The organism is Yoonia sp. R2331 (genome assembly GCF_041103235.1).
Classification (GTDB): domain Bacteria; phylum Pseudomonadota; class Alphaproteobacteria; order Rhodobacterales; family Rhodobacteraceae; genus CANMYO01.
The window spans coordinates 348,960-367,341 of the sequence record NZ_JBGCUN010000002.1; the positions used below are offsets into that span (position 1 = coordinate 348,960).

The following is an 18,382-nucleotide window of genomic DNA, read 5'->3' on the forward strand; positions in this document are numbered from 1 at the left end:
GTCGAATATTCGTCACCCCCAAATCTTTGACGAAGATTTGCCCCCGCCGGTCGGAGGGTGCGCTATGCTGATCACCGATCACGACCGTGCAGGCGGATATTGGGGCGCTGTCTATGCCTTCTGCGCCGTCAAAGGCCTGCAAGTGGTGATTGACGGCCCCGTCGGCTGCGAAAATCTGCCCGTGACTTCTGTCTTGCACTACACGGACGGCTTGCCCCCGCATGAGCTGCCCATCGTTGTCACCGGTCTGGGTGAGACCGAGATGGGCGAAGGCACAGAAGAGGCGATGAAACGCGCGTGGAACGTGCTTGATCCCGCCTTGCCCGCCGTGGTCGTCACCGGGTCGATTGCCGAGATGATCGGCGGCGGCGTGACACCACAAGGCACCAACATCCAGCGCTTCCTGCCGCGCACCATTGATGAGGATCAATGGGAATGCGCCGACCGCGCGATGACGTGGATTTTCACCGAATTCGGCATGACCAAGGGTCGGATGCCGCCCGAGAAGAAGCGCCCCGATGATGCGCCCCCCCGCGTCAACATCCTTGGGCCGATGTACGGCACATTCAACATGCCGTCTGATCTGGCGGAAATCCGACGCTTGGTCGAAGGCATCGGGGCAGAGGTCAATATGGTCATGCCGCTGGGCGCGCATCTGGCCGAAATGCGCAATCTGGTGAATGCGGACGTAAACATCTGCATGTACCGCGAGTTTGGCCGTGGCCTCGCGGAATGCCTTGGCAAGCCCTACCTGCAGGCCCCCTTTGGCATCGACAGCACCACCAAGTTCCTGCGCAAGCTGGGCGAACTAACCGGCCTTGACCCTGAGCCCTTCATCGAACGCGAAAAGCACTCGACCATCAAACCGGTCTGGGATTTGTGGCGTTCGGTCACGCAGGATTTCTTTGCCACCGCCGAATTCGGGATCGTCGCCAACGAAACCTACGCCCGTGGCGTGCGCCATTATCTTGAGGGCGATCTGGGTTTCCCTTGCGCCTTTGCCGTCGCGCGCTGTCGCGGGGCCAAGACCAACAACGACGAGGTGCGCAACCTTGTGCACAGCAAGAAACCCCTGATCCTGATGGGGTCGATCAACGAAAAAATGTATCTGGCAGAAACCAAGGCGGGCCACGGCCCCAGCCCCAGCTTCATCCCCGCCAGCTTCCCCGGTGCCGCGATCAGGCGCGCGACTGGCACGCCCTTCATGGGCTACGCCGGGGCGACTTATATCCTGCAAGAGGTCTGCAATGGCCTTTTCGACAGCCTCTTTCACATTCTGCCGCTGGCCTCTGACATGGACGCCACCGATGCGACCCTGACACCGCTGCGGCGCGACATGCCGTGGGACGCAGATGCCCAGGCCAAACTGGATGAGATCGTGGCAACACACCCGATCCTGACACGCATTTCCGCGGCGAAAACGCTGCGGGACGCCGCCGAACGGGCGGCCCTCGACGCAGGCAGTGACCGCGTGGTCCTGCAGACGGTCGAGACATTAGAGACATCAACGGGAGGACAGAAATGACAGATTTCACCAGCGACGTGGACGTGCCATCGCGCACGCGGACCGCACCGCCCAAGCGCGAGTACTACGCTTATTTCGCGATCATCTTCCTGGCGACCCTGCCGCTGGCGGTCCTGACGTGGGGCCTGTCTGCGCTACGTCAGATGAAGCTGCCGGCCAAGGGACCATTCGCCAAGGCCTGGACGCAAGCCCGGATCATAACACCACAGATTTTCAGTGCCTGAGGCGCTGAAATACGACATTCGCCATGCTTTCGGGTGCGGTGGATCAGGGCAGGGGGCTCTCCCCTGTCAATACCCGGCCGCAGGGGCTCTGCGGCGTCAGTTCATAATTGGAGACAAGAATGGCTGATAGAAGTGACCTGTCTTTCACAGGTCTCACAGACGAGCAGGCGCAGGAATTGCACTCAGTCTACATGAGCGGACTGTGGATCTTCACGATGATCGCAGTCGTTGCCCATGTGCTGACGTACATCCAACTGCCCTGGTTCTCTTGGTAAGAAAGGAACGTAAGCAATGGCACAGTTCTACAAGATCTGGCTGATCTTCGACCCGCGCCGCGTTTTCGTGGCACAGGGCGTGTTCCTTTTCCTGCTGGCAGCGATGATTCACCTCGTCCTGCTTAGCAACGAGGGCACCAACTGGTTCCAGCTGGCCTTTGGCGCGCAATAGGGACCGGGCGTAACGCTTGGACAAGATCGCTATGGGCGGGCCTGGTCCGCCCATAGCAAACCACACGACGCTAGACGACAGGACACCCCACGGGACCGGCCCTGTCCATGAATGGAGAAGAAGATGGCACAGCTCAGCTTCGAAAGAAAATACCGGGTCCGTGGTGGGACGCTGATCGGCGGCGACATGTTCGACTTTTGGGTGGGGCCCTTTTATGTGGGCTTCTTCGGGGTCACGACATTCTTTTTTGCCGTGCTTGGCACCATCCTGATCTTTTACGGCGCCTCGCAGGGGCCAACATGGAACCCCTGGCTGATCTCGATTGATCCGCCGGCGCTGGAATACGGGTTGGGTGCGGCACCGCTGCTGGAAGGCGGGTTATGGCAGATCATCACGATCTGCGCGATTGGCGCCTTTGTCAGTTGGGCGCTGCGCGAGGTCGAGATTTGCCGCAAGCTGGGCATCGGTTATCACGTGCCGTTTGCATTTTCCGTGGCGATCCTGGCCTATGTCACCCTTGTGGTGATCCGGCCGGTGTTGATGGGGGCCTGGGGGCACGCATTCCCCTATGGCATCTTCAGCCACCTCGATTGGGTGAATAACGTGGGCTATGCTTATGGCAACTTCCACTACAACCCCGCGCATATGGTCGCGATCACCTTCTTTTTCACCACCTGTCTGGCGCTGGCGCTGCACGGGTCACTGGTGCTGTCGGCGGTCAACCCCGGCAAGGGGCAGGAGATCAAATCGCCCGACCACGAAGACACCTATTTCCGCGATCTGATCGGCTACTCCATCGGGCCACTTGGCATCCACCGTCTGGGCCTGTTCCTGGCGCTGAATGCGGGCCTTTGGTCAGCGATCTGCATCGTCATTTCGGGCACCATCTGGTTCGACGAATGGATCATCTGGTGGGATTGGTATTACGAGCTGCCCTGGTGGGTGGACCTGTAAGGAGGACATGAAAAATGGCTGAATATCAGAATATTTTCACCCAGGTTCAGGTCCAGGGACCCGCCGAAATGGGTGTGGATGCACAGGATGGCAGCGCCATCGAACGCGGCACGACAACCGGGTTTTCCAAGCTGGCGGGCCTCTTTGGCAACGCACAACTTGGCCCGGTCTATCTGGGGTCCTTCGGGCTGATCTCGCTTGCGACGGGGCTGGTCTGGTTCCTGATGGTGGGCCTCGCCTTCTGGGCGCAGGCTGACTATAGCCCCGCAATTTTCCTGCGGGATCTGTTCTGGCTCTCGCTTGATCCGCCCTCACCGGGCTATGGCCTGTCGATGCCACCCATGGATGACGGCGGCTACTTCATGATCGCCAGCTTCTTTCTGCTGATCTCGGTCATGACGTGGTGGGTCCGCACCTACCTGCGGGCTGAAGCACTCGGCATGGGCAAACACGTCGCCTGGGCCTTTGCCTCTGCCATCTGGCTGTTTCTGGTGCTGGGCCTCTTCCGCCCGATCCTGATGGGCGACTGGTCGGAAATGGTCCCCTATGGCGTGTTCAGCCACCTCGACTGGACCAACCTCTTTTCGATCACCCACGGCAACCTGTTCTACAACCCCTTCCACGCGCTCAGCATTGCGTTCCTCTATGGCTCTGCCCTGCTGTTTGCGATGCACGGGGCCACGATCCTCGCGGTCAGCCGCTTCGGCGGCGAGCGCGAGATCGAACAGATCGTCGACCGGGGCACCGCCACCGAACGGGCCGCCCTGTTCTGGCGCTGGACCATGGGCTTCAACGCCACAATGGAAGGCATCCACCGTTGGGCGTGGTGGTTTGCGGTGCTGACAACGCTGACCGGCGGCATCGGCATCCTGCTCACCGGCACGGTGGTCGATAACTGGTACGTCTGGGCCCAAGACCACGGCTATGCGCCGCTAGACCGTTGATGAAAGGACGATGATGATGAGCGACGAAAAGATGAACATCCTCGGCCGGGCAGAACGGTCCCGGCTGTCAGCCGACATCACCTATCTGATGCTCAAGGGGGCGGGATATGCCGCCATCTTCTGCTTGGCCCTGTGGCTGGTGATTGCGGTGATCGCAGGCATCGGACGGGCGCTACCCCCTGAAAGCCGCGATGCATCTGACCCCACACCGTGGTCCGCCCTGACCGTCCCGGTCACGGTCATCACGGTCTGACCCCATAGGTGCGGGCGGTGCGCGACGCGGCCCGCATCTTCTGCCATCGGGCCACCCTCCCTGGTGGGCCCGGTCACGGGGCGCCTCTGGCACCCCAGTTCCCTTCCTGTTGGCTACAGGAACGCGCGTCGCAACTTAGGGTCACACCTTGGGTTGCGGCGCGTTTTTTTCACCGGCGGAGGCTGCCATGATCCCGACCCCAACACTTGACCGCGTCAACTATCCTGCAGACTTGCGCGCCATGACAGACACCGATCTGGCAACCCTGTCGGACGAATTACGCGCCGAGGTGATCGACGCGGTGTCAGTGACCGGCGGCCACCTTGGGTCGTCCTTGGGCGTGGTCGAACTGGCCGTGGCAATCCACGCCGTTTTTGACACCCCGCGCGACAAACTGGTCTGGGACGTGGGCCACCAGTGCTATCCGCACAAGGTGCTGACCGGCCGTCGCGACCGGATGCGGACCCTGCGGAAAGAGGGCGGGCTGTCCGGCTTCACCAAGCGCGCCGAAAGCGTCTATGACCCCTTTGGCGCGGCGCATTCTTCCACCTCGATTTCTGCAGCACTTGGCTTCACCCTTGGCCGCGACGAAGGCATGGACACAGGCGATGCGATTGCGGTGATCGGTGATGGGTCGATCAGCGCGGGCATGGCCTATGAGGCGCTCAACAACGCAGGTGCCGAAGGCCGGCGAATGTTCGTGATCCTCAACGACAATGAGATGTCGATCGCCCCGCCCGTGGGCGCGATGTCGAAATACCTTTCCAGCCTCTATGCCTCGCCCTTGGGAGAGATGCACAAGATGGCGGCGGGGTTCGAGGCCGCCTTGCCCGGCCCATTGCGTGACCACGCCCGCCGCGCGCGGCAGTTGGTGACCGGGGCAGCACCGGGCAATTCCGGCACATTGTTTGAAGAGCTTGGCTTTTCCTACGTCGGCCCCATCGACGGGCACGACATGTCGCAGCTTTTGCCGGTCCTGCGCGCCGCCCGTACCCGCGCCACCGGCCCTGTGCTGATCCATGTCTGCACCACCAAGGGCAAAGGCTTTGCACCTGCTGAAAACGCGGCAGATTGCGGTCACGGTGTCGGGAAATTCGACCCTAACACCGGTGAACAGCCCAAAAAGCGACCGAATGCGCCCAGCTACACTTCTGTCTTCGGTCACGCCCTTACGGAAGAGGCTGAACATGACCCCCGGATCGTCGCCGTCACCGCCGCGATGCCCTCTGGCACCGGTGTCGACATCATGGCCAAGCGTTTCGCGTCCCGTGTGCATGACGTGGGCATTGCCGAACAGCACGGCGTGACCTTTGCCGCCGGCATGGCCGCGTCGGGGCTGAAACCTTTCTGCGCGATCTACTCGACCTTCCTGCAACGCGGTTACGACCAGATCGTGCATGACGTGGCTTTGCAAAACTTGCCCGTCCGCTTTGCCATCGACCGCGCGGGTCTTGTCGGTGCCGATGGCCCGACCCATGCCGGCGCCTTTGACATCGGCTACCTTTCGGCGCTGCCCAACATGGTGGTTATGGCCGCCAGTGACGAGGCAGAGCTGATGCACATGGTCCGCACCGCCGCCGCCTATGACGATGGCCCCATCGCGTTCCGCTACCCCCGCGGCGAGGGCGAAGGCGTGACCATGCCCGACCGCGGCGCGCTGATCGAGATTGGCAAGGGCCGGATCGTGCAAGAAGGATCAGACATCGCACTTTTGTCCTTTGGCGCGCATCTGGGCGAATGCCGCAAGGCCGCTGATCTGTTGGAAATGCAAGGCATCGACGTCACTATTGCCGACGCCCGCTTTGCCAAGCCGCTCGACCGGGATCTGATCCGGCAGTTGGTGCGCAATCACCGCGCGGTGGTGACGATCGAACAAGGCGCGCGCGGCGGCTTTGGCGCGATGGTGCTGCATGATCTGGCCAACTATGGCCTTCTGGATGGCCGCTGCCAGATCCGCACAGTCACACTGCCCGACCGTTTCATAGATCAGGCCGCACCGGATGCGATGTACGCCGACGCAGGCATGACCGCGACCGACATCGCCGCCACCGCGATGCAGGCCGCCGGTGTCGACATGACCCGCGTCACCTCCAAGGCTTAGGCCGGGCTTGGGCGCGTCCCGCTACCCGACAGCACCCACCGTGCGGTGCTTTGCCTAAACGTTACCGCATGATTACCTATTGGGGCACAACTGCTGACCTGGGTTAGCTTGCTGCTGGGTGCGCGGCTTTGCCAGATGCGCAACGCAAAACGTCCGACACGTGCAAAAGTTATCTTTTCTTTGTCGTTAGTTAGCTTGTTTTCGGGGCAGCTCGCGGCGGGCTGGCAACGGGTTTTAGCACCGAAAGACACGCGCATTGGTCTGCGCGCGCTGTTTGCTGTTGGCGCGCATTCTGACGTTTTGATGCATGGGTTGTGTATGGGATGTGTATGCTTTGTGCATGTCCCGGATCAGCCGGTGCGGGCCATCTCGCCCAGGATCGCATCGGTGTGTTTGGCCAGATAAATCTGCAGCCAGGGGGTATAATTTTCAGGGTGTCGCGCCACGTCAGCGGACAGGTCATAATAGTTCACCCAACGCACCGCCATCACCTCTTCTGGGTTCAAGCCCAGCGTCAGATCATCGGGAGCTTCAGCCACGAAAATCTCGACCACTTCGTGTTCTGTCAGGCCATTTCCCACATCCGCACGATACTCCACCTTTTCGCGGTAGGCGGGATGTAACCCCTTGATTCCCAACTCTTCATCCAGCCGCCGTACGGCGCATTTGGCCGGGTCTTCGTTCCAGGCGGGGTGGGTGCAGCAGGTGTTCGCCCACAGGCCGGGGGTGTGGTATTTGCCCATCGCACGCTGCTGGATCAGGACCTTTCCACGGCTCATCACAAAGACGCTGACTGCCAGATGCCGCAGCCCTTTTTGATGCGCTTCCAGCTTTTCAACAGGTTGCAGTGTGCCATTGACCCAGGCCGGGATCATGATCGTCATGTCCGCAGCACCGACACAAGGCCCGTCAGATGGGCCAGGTTCTTGATCCCGATTTTCAGGTGCGCCAAAGGCCTTGAGTTCACAAGCTTTTTGTTCATGTAAGCCTCGAACGTCAGGCGCTGCACGTCGATGTCGTGGCAAAGCGAAACAAACCTTTCGCGCCGTTCATCTGACTTGTAATAGGCGTTTTGCATCGCACCAAGAACCCGGAAAACCTGCTTGTGCTCGCGCATGAACAATTTGCGCGCCAATTGCAAATCTTTCGCCCTGCCAGAGGCAAGACAGGCCGCCGCTGCGGTTGCCGCAGCACGGCCACCAACCATCGCGTAATAAATGCCTTCGCCTGATGATGGCGCGACCACTCCGGCGGCATCGCCGGCCAGGACCACGTCCTTACCATTGTCCCATTTGTCCAAAGGTTTCAGCGGGATAGGCGCGCCTTCGCGGCGGATCGTCTTGCATTCAGACAGGCCTGCGGTGGCCCGCAGGCTGGCTGTTGCCTCTTTCACATCGACGCTTTTGACCATTGACCCCATACCGATACTGGCCTGCCCGCCGTGCGGGAAAATCCAGCCATAGAAATCCGGGCTGATCTGACCATCATAGATCACGTCGCAGCGTTTGGGGTCGTAGGCTTCGGTCTTGGCCGGTGCCTCGATAATCTCATGATAAGCAATGACGTAAGGGATTTTGTCGCCCCCCGGCACTTCTGACTTGGCGACGTTTGACCGGGCACCATCGGCCCCGATCACCAACTTGGCGGTCAGGCGCTGCGGGTTGCCGCTGATCTTGTCGCGGAACACCACATGCGTGCCCTGCGCGTCGCGTTCAATCTTTGTAAAGGTGCCGGTGTAACGATGTGCGCCTGCATCCACCGCGCGTTGGCGCAGGAATGGATCAAAATGTTCGCGGTCCACCATACCGACAAAACCGTTTTCGATCGGGATATCGACGTGGCGCTGCGTGGGCGAGATCATCCGCGCGGTGTTCACCTTGGCAACAAGCTGTTCATCGGGGATGAAAAAGTCTGCAATCAGACGCGGCGGGATTGCGCCGCCACAGGGCTTGATCCGCCCGTCACGGTCCAGCATCGCGACGGTATGGCCGGAGCGGACGAGGTCCTCTGCCGCGGTGGCACCTGCGGGGCCACCGCCTACGACTACAACATCATAGATCATGGTCATTCTCCTGGCACCATGTGGACCGGCACGATCCGCCGGTCCATGATTTTGGCAGCCATCAAGGTGGCTGCGATAAAGAGGAAGGCCTCAAATATGAACACAGTACCAAAGGCCTGTGTGTCGCTGAATGACAGGCGCATCAGATCAACCATCGCGGCCCCTACCAGCCCGCCAAAGCCTGCGGCGATGGCCTGTGCGGCACCCCAAAGGCCCATGCGTGTGCCTTCGCGCCGTTCGCGCCCCTGACCTGCCAGTGCCATCATCGACCCAATGGCAGCCACGGCGAACATGCCGTTAAAGAACCCAAGGCCCACAACCGCGGGGATCAAGGGTGCGCCGGGACCAAGCGGGCCAAGCAGGGTGATGACTGCGAGGGCAGCGGCAGAGCCCATACAGCCCGCCATGACCCAATTGCGCAAAGCACCGATCTTGAACCCGGTGGCGGCAATACCGACAGTCAGCATCCCGATAAACACGCCGCCGTTCTGGGCACCTGAAAGTGAGGTGGATTCACCCGGTGTGAAGGCAAAGACGAGGCCCGCATAGGGTTCCAGGATCAATTCCTGCATGAAATAAGCGGTCATCGACAGGAAGACGAACAGGGTGAAATTGCGGGCGCGGCGTTCGGACCAAACCTCTGCCAGGCCTTCGCGAAAGGGTGTGGGGTCGGGTGCGGTGACCGCGATCAGCCCACGTTCGATCCGCCACACAGAAAGGCAAGTCAGCAGGGTTGCTGCACTGACCACAATTGCGACGATGCGGATCAGCAAGGCCGGGGTATAGGGGTCAAGCATCGCGCCCACGACGCCTGCGGTCATGGCAATGCCAAAGATCATCATCAGCCAGGTAATCGTGGCGGCTGCGGCCCGGCGATGCGGCGCTGTGGTGGTGGCCAGCAGTGCCAAAAGGGACGTGCCAGATGCCCCGACACCGAGGCCGATCAACGCATAGGCGACAACAGAGATAGTCATGCCGAGTGCGAAAGAGCCGTCCAGAAGAAGCACGCCAAATGCGGCCAAGAGCGCACCGGCGGCCAGAACGATCATGCCGCCGATGATCCAACGGGTGCGCTTTCCGCCCGCGTCAGAGGCAAAGCCCCAATGCGGCCGGGTCATTTGAATGCCGTAGTGCAGGGCCACCAAAGCACCGGGTAGAACAGCGGGCAAGGCAAGCTCGACCACCATCAAACGGTTCAGGGTCGAGGTGGTCAGGACGACGATGGCCCCAAGCGCCATTTGCACGAAACCAAGCCGAACGATCTGAAGCCAGGATAGCGTCATGTCAAACCTCGCAGGGCAAAGGCGGCGACCATCATGCCGCTGATGTAAAGGACGATGCCGGTGCCGTTGTACCAAGGCGCGCGGCCCTTCGGATCGCGCAGCAGAACACGCATCGCCGCGACCTGTGCAAGGATCAGCGCGCCAATGATCAGGCTGTGCCAGGGCTTGTCCCAGGCGATCAGCATGGCGGTCACGGCCAGTTGTGGCACCAGCATGATCCAGCAGGCAACACGCGCGGCGCGCGTGGGGCCAAGTGTAACGGGCAGGGAATTGACGCCGGTCTGGCGGTCGCCCTCCAGCGCCTTGAAATCGTTCAACGTCATGATGCCATGTGCGCCGAGCCCGTAGAGAAGGGCGATCAGGAGGACTTCGACCCGGGGGGCACCAGCGGACAGCACGGCGGCCCCGGTGATCCACGGCAAGGTCTCATATGACAGGCCCACAAGGCCCGGTCCCCACCAGCCAGAGATTTTCAGGCGTACAGGGTCGGCGGAATAGGCCCAGGCGGCAGCAACACCGAGGCACGTGGCGACAAAACCCCAAGTGCCAAGCTGCCACCCAACACAAAGCGACAGCACCGACATCGCCAAGGCGATCCAAAGGCCCCAGCGACCGGGAATGCGTCCCGAAGGGATCGGGCGATCTGGTTCGTTGATGGCGTCGACGTGGCGATCGCACCAATCGTTGGCGGCCTGTGACATGCCGCACACAATTGGCCCGGCCAAGATGACGCCAAGTACCACCAGCATCCATTGCCCGGCAGGGGACGCGCCGGAAGACACGGCACCACAAAGGTAGGCCCACATCGGGGGAAACCACGTGACAGGCTTAATCAGCCGCAATGCCGCGCGCGGCTCTGGCCAGCGGCGTGTCGCGGTGGAGAGATCAGAAGTGACACTCATGTATGTCAGTTTAGGTGGACATAGTGAGAGTCGGCAAGTGTAAACTTGGCCTTACACGTGCGACAATTCATGGCACTCAACTGGCGGCAAAACGGGTCAGCCGCGCGGTCAGCGCGTCCCAGTAAGTGAATTCACGCTCGCCATCACTGGGATCATATGGCCTGTCGGAAAGCAGAACGTGGCGCACAACCTGCGTTTCAAAGTAGTCGTAACTGCCAGTTTTCACGGCCCCGGCGACCAACATCACATCTGACGCGGAGAACCCGGTGCGCAGTGCCATTTCGTCCACATAGTCCTGCGCCTCTGCCAGCCCATCGGCAAAGGCGGCATTCAGGCTGACAGATAACAGCAATGTCTTGCGTGCAGATAACTCTTCGCTGCTGGCGTTCAGCACCACTTCGAATGTTTCGGGGTGGCGTCGTTCATGCACGGGGGCCGCCAGTACCACGTGGGTCACATCGGAAAAGTCGGGCGCGACTTTTTGGTCAGATGTGTTGCACATCACGACCGATTGCCCCACCGCGGCCAGCGCGTTTTGCGCAAATGCGGCGATTTTGGCTGTGTGGCCTTCAATCGTATCAAACAGAATCAGAACAGACATGGCGGCGCTCCTTTTTGATGGTGTCCCTTGGGTGGGCGTGGTGAAGATCCTGCCAGAACGCCAGCAGCGCCGCTTTGTTCGAGATCAATGAACGCCAGTTCGCAGTTTCCTGTTGCTTGTCGTTGCATTGTTGGTAGAGGCGTTGCAATCTATCATCCAAAGCGTTTTGGGACCATATAATCATGACTATTAGGGCCATTGTCTGGGGCGAAAATGTCCACGAACAAACCAACAAGATCGTTGCCGATCTTTATCCCGGTGGGATGCATCAAACGATCGCGGATTGCCTGAACAGCGCGGGCGGCATCGCCGCCACCACTGCGACCTTGCAAGAGCCGGAACATGGGCTGACCAAGGAACGTCTGGCCGAAACAGACGTGCTGGTGTGGTGGGGCCATGCAGCCCACGGTGACGTCTCTGACGAGGTCACGCAGCGCGTGGTCGAAGCGGTCTGGTCCGGCATGGGCTTTATCGCGCTGCATTCGGCGCATTTCGCAAAGCCCTTCACGCGGCTGATGGGTGCGGCCTGCAATCTGACCTGGCGCGAAGCCGGCGAGCGCGAGCGGCTTTGGTTGACCAGCCGGAACCATCCAATCGCTGCGGGCCTTCCGGACCATTTCGAGCTTGAAAACGAAGAGATGTATGGCGAGCCCTTTGGCGTGCCAGAGCCGCTGGAAACCGTGTTCGTCAGTTGGTTTCAGGGGGGCGAGGTGTTCCGCTCTGGCCTGACCTACAAACGTGGGGCTGGAAACATTTTCTATTTCCGCCCGGGGCACGAAACCTATCCAACCTATCATGATGCTAATGTGCAGACTGTGCTGCGCAATGCGGTGAAATGGGCGCATAACCCTGCACGCCGCGTGGCGGATCCGATTGCCGCACCCAATGTTCCGGTGACAGAGGCGTTGGAGCCAATCGAGGAACGCGGGCCGCGCCTGCACAAGGACGGTGAAGAGGGTTACCGGTGAGCGATATCCGTGTTCTGATCTTGGGCACCGGCGGCATGGCCAACGCGCATGCAGACGCCTATGCGTCGATGGATGGTGTGCAACTGGTGGCCGGTGTCGACACCAATCCGGCGCAATTGCATGACTTCAACGCCAAATATGGGATCGGCCACGGCTTTGACAGTCTGGCGGATGCGATTGCATGGGGCGCATTTGATGCAGTGTCCAATGTGACACCAGATGCCGTGCACCACCGGACCACCATGCCGCTGCTGGAAGCAGGCAAACATGTGTTGTGCGAAAAGCCGCTGGCGACCAACCATGCCGATGCAGCCGCGATGGCAGATGCGGCGAAACAGGCTGGCGTCGTCAACATGGTCAACCTGACCTATCGTAACGTGCCCGCCGTGATCGAGGCAGCAAGGCTGGTGGAGAGCGGTGCCATCGGAGAGGTCCGGCATTTTGAGGCGTCCTATCTGCAAAGTTGGCTGACGCAGCCCGCATGGGGTGATTGGAAGACCGAAAGCCAGTGGTTGTGGCGTTTGTCGACGCAACATGGATCAATGGGGGTGCTGGGCGATGTGGGTGTCCACATTCTGGACTTTGCCTGCCTTGTGGCGGGTGGTGATGCGGCGCGCGTTTCATCGCGTCTGACCACGTTCGACAAAGCGCCGGGCAACCAGATCGGGGAATATCCGCTGGATGCCAATGACAGCATGACCATGCAGGTTGCGCTCAAAAACGGTGCTGTGGGCGTGATCCACGCTAGCCGCATGGCAAGCGGGCATATCAATGATCTGCGCCTACGGGTCTTTGGCACCAAAGGTGGGCTGGATGTGCGGTTTGAAGACAATCAAAGCATCCTGCGCGCCTGCCTTGAGCGGGATTTGCAGACCGGCGCATGGCAGGACATGCCCGTTCCGCCGGTTGAAACCAACTATACCCGCTTTATCGCGGCCATCCGTGCGGGCCAGCCTGCGGGGCCGGATTTTGCCCGTGGCGCCAGCCTGCAAAAGGCGCTGGATGCAGCGGTGACATCGGATGGTCAGAGCTGCGCGGATGTGGTTGTGTAACGCATGACCAGAACGGCGATCTTTTTCCACGACGATGCAATTGAAGGTGCGGGAAAGGATCTGGTCGGACGGCGTAGCGCGGGGCAATCGTTCTTGCGCGGCTATCTGGACCACGCGGCAGGCGACACCCTGCATGCCGTGACCCAACACAAGAAAGCCGCGGCCACGTTTGACGAACTGGCCCGGTCGATGGGCGAAACCCGACTTATCGACGTGGCCACATTGCGCGGCCCGCGCGATTTTACCGACAAAAGCGCCATCTTCTTTCCCGGACCGGGCTATCTGGATGCGCCGTGGCGGCGGCAGCGGTTTGGTGCGCAAAAATGTTCATTGATCGGGATCACCCACACCATGTCCACCCGGAGGGTGATGGAGGGGTTGCACCGATTGATGCTTGAACCGGTTGAGGATTGGGACGCGATCATCTGCACCAGCCGCGCGGTGCATAGCGTGGTCAGTCAGCAGATCTCACTCGAGGCGGATTTCATCCGGCAACGCTTTGGCGCGACCCGTGTGCCGCAGCCGCAACTGCCGATCATTCCACTGGGCATTCAGACGGCTGATTTCAAACAAGGTGCCAGCCAACGTGCCGCGATGCGCACCCGCTTTGGCGCGCCAGACGATGCCGTCGTGGTGATGACCATGGGACGGATCACCAGCGTGGAAAAGGCCAACCCGGTGCCTTTGTTCCTTGCGCTGGAAGAGGTGGCGCAAGCGGCTGGCAAACCGGTCCACCTGTGGATGGTTGGCTGGGCCAGCCGAGAGGCGGAAACGACGTTGCATGAAACCGGTGCCAAGACGCTGGCACCATCGGTCAAAGTCACGCTGATCGACGGACGCGTGCCTGACGTACGGCGGCATATATGGGGTGGCGCAGATATCTTCACCCTGCCGGTGGACAATATTCAGGAGACATTTGGCCTTGTCCCGGTCGAGGCGATGGCCGCTGGTCTGCCGGTGGTCATGCCGAATTGGAACGGATTTCGCGATACTATCGTGCATGGCGAAACCGGGTTCCTGATCCCGACACGGATGCCGGATGCAGGGCAGGCCAGCGGGATCAGACTGGCCGAACGGTTTGCCGATGGCACCGATGATTACCTTCGCTTTTTGTCGTTGATGCAGCAACAGACCCAGATCGACGTGCGTGCCTATGCGCAGGCGCTGGGTGCGTTGGTCAATGACGCCGATTTGCGAGCCGAGATGGGGCAGGCAGCACAGATGCATGTGCGGCGGACCTTTGATTGGTCGGCTGTTATCCCGCAGTATGAGGCATTGGCCGATGAACTATCCAAGCGGCGGGCAGTTGGTGAGCCGTCAACGCCGCCGCTGCGAAGCGGGGCGATCAATCCGCTCGAAGTCGATGCTTTTCAGCTTTATGCGGGGTATCCATCCAACCGCTGGGATCCAGAGGACATCGTACAATCGCGCAAACCGCTTGACCATGAGACACTCGGCAATTTGGACAGGCTGAATGGCCGCGCTCTTTATGGTCGCAAGGTCATGCCGGATGCGCAAATCGTCGCGCTGTCGTCGCTGATCAGTGAAATGGGGCCATGTCCCATTGCGGCATTGCAGGACGCCTCGCCGCTGGGTTTGGAACAAATGCAGGCGGCGGTATTGTTTCTGGCGAAATACGATCTTGTGACGATTACGCCGCAAAAGCCAAAATAAAGCCGCAGTCTTGGGCAATCTGGTCGACTGTGGGTATAACCGTGCCAAGCGGCCCGCAGGCAAAGGAGACAAGGCATGCAGCTATCGGTGCATTTTGAAAACACCGAAGGCACGGGAACCGACAAGGGACCCGTGCAGGTGGGTTGGTTTCTGAACCAGAAAAAGGCGAGCATCGTCTATTATCCGCCTGAACGTGTCCGGTCAGTCGAGATGAACAAGAACCACGCCAAGAGCGCCTCGCGCTGCCCGGCGGTGATCAACCTTGAAAGCCGCTATTTCGTGGTGCGCTGCCCTTTCGATCTGCATCTGGAATTCATACGCGACAATGACGGCCGCCCGGCGATGCGGAACCTCAATGGCGATAAGTCCGGGATCAGGGGGAACAAGCTGCGGGAAAAGCTGCACATCACAGCAGAGCATGAATGGCGCTATCCGGATGTGCCCAGCCTGCAGCTTGAATTGCCCTATGTCTTTATCGCCGATCAGCCCGTCTACATGAGCCAGATCGCACCGTTCATGCATCATTCGCGCAACCCGCTGCCCGGCACAATTTTTGGTGGGCGCTTTCCGATCAACGTCTGGCCGCGTCCATTGATGTGGGCGTTCGAATGGCACGACACCAGCCGTCCGATCAAAGTCAACCGGGGTGACCCGCTGTTCTATGTGACCTTTGAGACCATGCCGCAGGACCGCAGTGTGCAACTGGTCGAGGCTGAACTGACCGATGATCTGAACGATTATATGGAGATGATCTCGGGCGCGGTGAACTATGTGAACCAGACGTTTTCGCTGTTTGAAGCGGCGGAAGAACGCAGGCCGCGAACATTGGTCAACCCCGTCAAGCGGGACAAGGCCGACTAGGCCCGGCAATGGCAGGCACCCTCAAAGACTTGCGCCAAGCGGCGGTTAAATCGCATCAAGATGGAGCGTTTGAAGATGCCGCGCGCGGCTATGCCCAGTTTCTGGCGCAAGTCCCGGGCGATGTTGGGGTCTGGTCCAATTTGGGTGTGCTACACAGGGTTCAGGGTCGGCACGCAGCCGGACTGCGCGCGCAGGAACGCGCCATTGCACTGGATCCGAACGACAAGGGCGTGCGCAACAATCTGGCAAACATTCTGTCCGATCTGGGCCAATACGACCGGTCGCTGGAAATACGACGTGGTCTGTTGCAGGACAAGCCAGACGATCGCACACAAAAAGCGATGATCGGGCGTTGCCTGCGTGGCAAGGGCGACTATGCTGCGTCCATCGCCTATCTTACCGGAGCAATCTCGGACCATCCCGACGATCCTGAACTGCAGTTGCAGCTGGCTTTTGCACAGCTGGGTGCAGGCGATTACGCCAACGCGCTGCAGACATACAAGGCGCGCTGGGCTGCGGGGGAACTGCAGCCGCGTGATCTGCCATTTCCCGAATGGCAAGGCGAACCTCTGGGCGGCAAGACCATCGTTGTGTTGCCGGAACAGGGGTTTGGCGATGCGGTTTTGTTCGCGCGGTTCCTGCCCGTGCTCAAGGATCGGGGCGCAAAAGTTCAGATGGTTGTGAAACCCCCATTGACCCGGCTGTTTGCTGATCTCGAGGGCGTGGATCAGATCATAACGGAACTGACCGTCGACACCACGGCGGACTATTGGGTCAACATGATGGACCTTGCCGCGATCCATTTTGCCGCTGACAGAACGGTACCAGCACCCGCGCAGTTGCATGTGCCGCAGGCGGCCGTGGATCGCGCGGCTGTATTGACGGGTCCGCACCAGCAGGCCTTTAAGGTGGGTGTGATCTGGACCGGCTCTGTCACTTACAAGGGCAACGCGTTCCGATCTTTCAGTCACCGGGACTTTCTGCCACTGACGGATGTCCCCGGGGTGAAGCTTTTTTCGCTTTATAAGGGGCCGGAACTGGCGGCCTACTACGCCGATGGCTCTGATGGGTTCATCGTGGATGCCGGCAGCTCTGAAAGGGATTTTGCCGATTGCGCCGCGATGATGCAGGCGATGGATCTTGTGATAACCTCGGATACGGCCACGGCGCATATTGCCGGATCTCTGGGTGTGCCGACATGGACGGTATTGCACTGGGACCCCTTCTGGGTCTGGCGGCACGAGGGCGAGACGACCGAATGGTATCCGGGGATGCGCCTGTTTCGGCAGGCGGAACCGATGGACTGGGGACCTGTCCATGCAGAGGTCAGGGATGCCTTGGACAGCAAAGTGAAAGGTGCAATGTGAAAGAGATTTTGGTGCCCATCGCCCCCGGCGAGCTAATCGACAAGATCACCATCCTGCGGCTGAAGTCCGAGCGGATCAGTGACGCGGCCAAGTTGAAGAATATTCATCATGAGCGGCAGGTTCTCCAGGCCACTGCTGACGCCACTTTGCCGCAAAGCGATGCGCTGGCTGTGTTGTGGGAAGAACTTTACCAGATCAACACTGACCTTTGGGTGATCGAGGATGATATCCGCGCCTTTGATGCGCGTGGCGACTTTGGCCCGGGTTTTGTCGCACTGGCGCGCGCGGTCTATGTGACCAACGATCGTCGTGCTGATGTGAAAAAGCAGATCAACCTTCTGCTTGGCTCTGATCTGGTTGAAGAGAAGTCCTATCACAGCCATGGTGGCCAAGGATGATCACATCCGACCGCATCGCTAAGGCCCGGGCAGAGCTGATGGCCGCGCAAAAGGAACTGTCTGAGGCCTTGAAAGGCAACGACACGCGGGCCCGAGCGCCCATCGTTCGGCAATTGCACGAGGTGCGCGGCATGCTGACGCCGGGCTATCCATATGCAAGTCAGGCCGGTCAGGATTTGGTCATTGACCGGGCATTGGGCAGCAAAACCGGCGGGACCTTTGTCGATATTGGCGCCTATGACGGGGTAACTGGTTCAAATTCTCTCTATTTTGAGAAGTGGCGCGGCTGGTCTGGCGTGTTGGTAGAGCCGGTTCAGGCAATGCGAGAGACCGCCACATCACTGCGGACGGCGGCCTGTTTGCCCTATGCGGTGTCCGACAAACGCGGCGAGGCGCGCTTTCTCGCGGTGACTGAAGGTTACACGCAGATGAGCGGCCTTTTGGACAGTTATGACGACAATCTGTTGGGCAAAGTGCGCGCCGACCCGCGTCATGTCGAAGCAGAGATAACAGTTCAAACCGTTACAATCGCTGACGTTTTAGAGGAATCCGGCATCAGCGACCCCGATTTCATTTCGCTCGACATTGAAGGCGGAGAGCTTGCCGCATTGCGGGCATTTCCGTTTGAAAAGTACCGCGTGCAGGCCTGGGCCATCGAGAACAATACCGCCGGACCCGAGATCGCGCAAATTATGCGCGATAACGGCTATAATTTGATTGAATTTTGCGGTCCTGACGAAATCTATTTGCTGAAGACGCCTTAACC

At 60.1% G+C, this 18,382-nt stretch carries 20 protein-coding genes; 15 read left to right on the forward strand and 5 right to left on the reverse strand.

Translation table 11 applies throughout. The features are described from left to right. Positions 1–64 precede the first annotated feature (64 nt). From bchZ to dxs, 8 genes are all read left to right on the forward strand, one after another. Positions 65–1,525 carry a chlorophyllide a reductase subunit Z gene (gene bchZ, locus AB3Y40_RS16465; protein ID WP_369439969.1) on the forward strand — a complete coding sequence of 487 codons (1,461 nt, stop codon included), beginning with the start codon at positions 65–67 and terminating at the stop codon, positions 1,523–1,525. Beyond that, a complete protein-coding gene (gene pufQ, locus AB3Y40_RS16470) occupies positions 1,522–1,749 on the forward strand; it encodes a cytochrome PufQ (protein WP_369439970.1) in 228 nt (75 codons plus the stop codon). The genes bchZ and pufQ overlap by 4 nt, the downstream gene beginning before the upstream one ends. Before the next feature lie 119 nt (positions 1,750–1,868). Then, positions 1,869–2,024 (forward strand): light-harvesting antenna LH1, beta subunit, encoded by a 156-nt coding sequence (gene pufB, locus AB3Y40_RS16475; protein WP_369439971.1) that lies wholly within the window; start codon positions 1,869–1,871, stop codon positions 2,022–2,024. Between the two features lie 16 nt (positions 2,025–2,040). Next, positions 2,041–2,196, forward strand: a complete 156-nt coding sequence (gene pufA / locus AB3Y40_RS16480) for a light-harvesting antenna LH1, alpha subunit (RefSeq protein ID WP_369439972.1) — start codon at positions 2,041–2,043, stop codon at positions 2,194–2,196. A 123-nt stretch (positions 2,197–2,319) separates the two neighbouring features. After that, positions 2,320–3,150 carry a photosynthetic reaction center subunit L gene (gene pufL / locus AB3Y40_RS16485; protein WP_369439973.1) on the forward strand — a complete coding sequence of 277 codons (831 nt, stop codon included), beginning with the start codon at positions 2,320–2,322 and terminating at the stop codon, positions 3,148–3,150. Positions 3,151–3,164: 14 nt separating this feature from the next. Further along, positions 3,165–4,094, forward strand: a complete 930-nt coding sequence (gene pufM, locus AB3Y40_RS16490) for a photosynthetic reaction center subunit M (RefSeq protein WP_369439974.1) — start codon at positions 3,165–3,167, stop codon at positions 4,092–4,094. Between the two features lie 16 nt (positions 4,095–4,110). Continuing rightward, positions 4,111–4,347, forward strand: a complete 237-nt coding sequence (pufX, locus tag AB3Y40_RS16495) for an RC-LH1 core complex protein PufX (RefSeq protein WP_369439975.1) — start codon at positions 4,111–4,113, stop codon at positions 4,345–4,347. Between the two features lie 187 nt (positions 4,348–4,534). Then, positions 4,535–6,448, forward strand: coding sequence for a 1-deoxy-D-xylulose-5-phosphate synthase (dxs, locus tag AB3Y40_RS16500; protein ID WP_369439976.1), 1,914 nt, complete (start codon positions 4,535–4,537; stop codon positions 6,446–6,448). A gap of 350 nt (positions 6,449–6,798) precedes the next feature. Here dxs and idi read toward each other — a convergent pair whose 3' ends face one another. The 5 genes from idi to AB3Y40_RS16525 all read right to left on the reverse strand — a co-directional run bounded on the left by idi (position 6,799) and on the right by AB3Y40_RS16525 (position 11,296). Beyond that, a complete protein-coding gene (gene idi / locus AB3Y40_RS16505) occupies positions 6,799–7,332 on the reverse strand; it encodes an isopentenyl-diphosphate Delta-isomerase (protein WP_369439977.1) in 534 nt (177 codons plus the stop codon). After that, positions 7,329–8,510 carry a geranylgeranyl diphosphate reductase gene (locus AB3Y40_RS16510; protein ID WP_369439978.1) on the reverse strand — a complete coding sequence of 394 codons (1,182 nt, stop codon included), beginning with the start codon at positions 8,508–8,510 and terminating at the stop codon, positions 7,329–7,331. The genes idi and AB3Y40_RS16510 overlap by 4 nt, the downstream gene beginning before the upstream one ends. A gap of 2 nt (positions 8,511–8,512) precedes the next feature. After that, complete coding sequence (locus AB3Y40_RS16515) at positions 8,513–9,793, reverse strand: BCD family MFS transporter (RefSeq protein ID WP_369439979.1); 1,281 nt, start codon at positions 9,791–9,793, stop codon at positions 8,513–8,515. Next, positions 9,790–10,695: a chlorophyll synthase ChlG gene (chlG, locus tag AB3Y40_RS16520; RefSeq protein ID WP_369439980.1), complete on the reverse strand. Its 906-nt coding sequence runs from the start codon at positions 10,693–10,695 to the stop codon at positions 9,790–9,792. The genes AB3Y40_RS16515 and chlG overlap by 4 nt, the downstream gene beginning before the upstream one ends. Positions 10,696–10,771: 76 nt before the next feature. Next, positions 10,772–11,296 (reverse strand): flavodoxin domain-containing protein, encoded by a 525-nt coding sequence (locus tag AB3Y40_RS16525; RefSeq protein WP_369439981.1) that lies wholly within the window; start codon positions 11,294–11,296, stop codon positions 10,772–10,774. 182 nt (positions 11,297–11,478) lie between these two features. On the opposite strand from AB3Y40_RS16525, the gene AB3Y40_RS16530 reads away from it, so the two are divergent. The 7 genes from AB3Y40_RS16530 to AB3Y40_RS16560 all read left to right on the forward strand — a co-directional run bounded on the left by AB3Y40_RS16530 (position 11,479) and on the right by AB3Y40_RS16560 (position 18,380). Then, positions 11,479–12,264, forward strand: coding sequence for a ThuA domain-containing protein (locus tag AB3Y40_RS16530; protein ID WP_369439982.1), 786 nt, complete (start codon positions 11,479–11,481; stop codon positions 12,262–12,264). Further along, positions 12,261–13,316 (forward strand): Gfo/Idh/MocA family protein, encoded by a 1,056-nt coding sequence (locus AB3Y40_RS16535; protein ID WP_369439983.1) that lies wholly within the window; start codon positions 12,261–12,263, stop codon positions 13,314–13,316. Before AB3Y40_RS16530 ends, AB3Y40_RS16535 begins: the two co-directional genes overlap by 4 nt. Positions 13,317–13,319: 3 nt before the next feature. Continuing rightward, entirely contained in the window at positions 13,320–14,990 is a 1,671-nt protein-coding gene (locus tag AB3Y40_RS16540) for a glycosyltransferase family 4 protein (RefSeq protein WP_369439984.1), read from the forward strand. A gap of 75 nt (positions 14,991–15,065) precedes the next feature. Further along, complete coding sequence (locus tag AB3Y40_RS16545; protein WP_369439985.1) at positions 15,066–15,851, forward strand: hypothetical protein; 786 nt, start codon at positions 15,066–15,068, stop codon at positions 15,849–15,851. A gap of 8 nt (positions 15,852–15,859) precedes the next feature. Beyond that, the gene (locus AB3Y40_RS16550; RefSeq protein ID WP_369439986.1) at positions 15,860–17,218 is read left to right on the forward strand and encodes a tetratricopeptide repeat protein; all 1,359 of its coding nucleotides are present in this window, start codon (positions 15,860–15,862) and stop codon (positions 17,216–17,218) included. Next, positions 17,215–17,616 carry a DUF6165 family protein gene (locus AB3Y40_RS16555; protein ID WP_369439987.1) on the forward strand — a complete coding sequence of 134 codons (402 nt, stop codon included), beginning with the start codon at positions 17,215–17,217 and terminating at the stop codon, positions 17,614–17,616. The genes AB3Y40_RS16550 and AB3Y40_RS16555 overlap by 4 nt, the downstream gene beginning before the upstream one ends. Beyond that, positions 17,613–18,380, forward strand: a complete 768-nt coding sequence (locus AB3Y40_RS16560; protein ID WP_369439988.1) for an FkbM family methyltransferase — start codon at positions 17,613–17,615, stop codon at positions 18,378–18,380. The genes AB3Y40_RS16555 and AB3Y40_RS16560 overlap by 4 nt, the downstream gene beginning before the upstream one ends. The last annotated feature ends 2 nt before the right edge of the window (positions 18,381–18,382 follow it).

Coding starts and splice junctions, on each gene's coding strand:
- AB3Y40_RS16540 (WP_369439984.1), top strand. CDS start 13,320: ATGACCAGAACGGCGATCTTTTTCCACGACGATGCAATTGAAGGTGCG.
- pufA (WP_369439972.1), top strand. CDS start 2,041: ATGGCACAGTTCTACAAGATCTGGCTGATCTTCGACCCGCGCCGCGTT.
- bchZ (WP_369439969.1), top strand. CDS start 65: ATGCTGATCACCGATCACGACCGTGCAGGCGGATATTGGGGCGCTGTC.
- pufL (WP_369439973.1), top strand. CDS start 2,320: ATGGCACAGCTCAGCTTCGAAAGAAAATACCGGGTCCGTGGTGGGACG.
- AB3Y40_RS16560 (WP_369439988.1), top strand. CDS start 17,613: ATGATCACATCCGACCGCATCGCTAAGGCCCGGGCAGAGCTGATGGCC.
- idi (WP_369439977.1), bottom strand. CDS start 7,332: ATGACGATCATGATCCCGGCCTGGGTCAATGGCACACTGCAACCTGTT.
- AB3Y40_RS16550 (WP_369439986.1), top strand. CDS start 15,860: ATGGCAGGCACCCTCAAAGACTTGCGCCAAGCGGCGGTTAAATCGCAT.
- pufM (WP_369439974.1), top strand. CDS start 3,165: ATGGCTGAATATCAGAATATTTTCACCCAGGTTCAGGTCCAGGGACCC.
- AB3Y40_RS16525 (WP_369439981.1), bottom strand. CDS start 11,296: ATGTCTGTTCTGATTCTGTTTGATACGATTGAAGGCCACACAGCCAAA.
- chlG (WP_369439980.1), bottom strand. CDS start 10,695: ATGAGTGTCACTTCTGATCTCTCCACCGCGACACGCCGCTGGCCAGAG.
- pufB (WP_369439971.1), top strand. CDS start 1,869: ATGGCTGATAGAAGTGACCTGTCTTTCACAGGTCTCACAGACGAGCAG.
- pufX (WP_369439975.1), top strand. CDS start 4,111: ATGAGCGACGAAAAGATGAACATCCTCGGCCGGGCAGAACGGTCCCGG.
- AB3Y40_RS16530 (WP_369439982.1), top strand. CDS start 11,479: ATGACTATTAGGGCCATTGTCTGGGGCGAAAATGTCCACGAACAAACC.
- dxs (WP_369439976.1), top strand. CDS start 4,535: ATGATCCCGACCCCAACACTTGACCGCGTCAACTATCCTGCAGACTTG.
- AB3Y40_RS16510 (WP_369439978.1), bottom strand. CDS start 8,510: ATGATCTATGATGTTGTAGTCGTAGGCGGTGGCCCCGCAGGTGCCACC.
- AB3Y40_RS16545 (WP_369439985.1), top strand. CDS start 15,066: ATGCAGCTATCGGTGCATTTTGAAAACACCGAAGGCACGGGAACCGAC.
- pufQ (WP_369439970.1), top strand. CDS start 1,522: ATGACAGATTTCACCAGCGACGTGGACGTGCCATCGCGCACGCGGACC.
- AB3Y40_RS16515 (WP_369439979.1), bottom strand. CDS start 9,793: ATGACGCTATCCTGGCTTCAGATCGTTCGGCTTGGTTTCGTGCAAATG.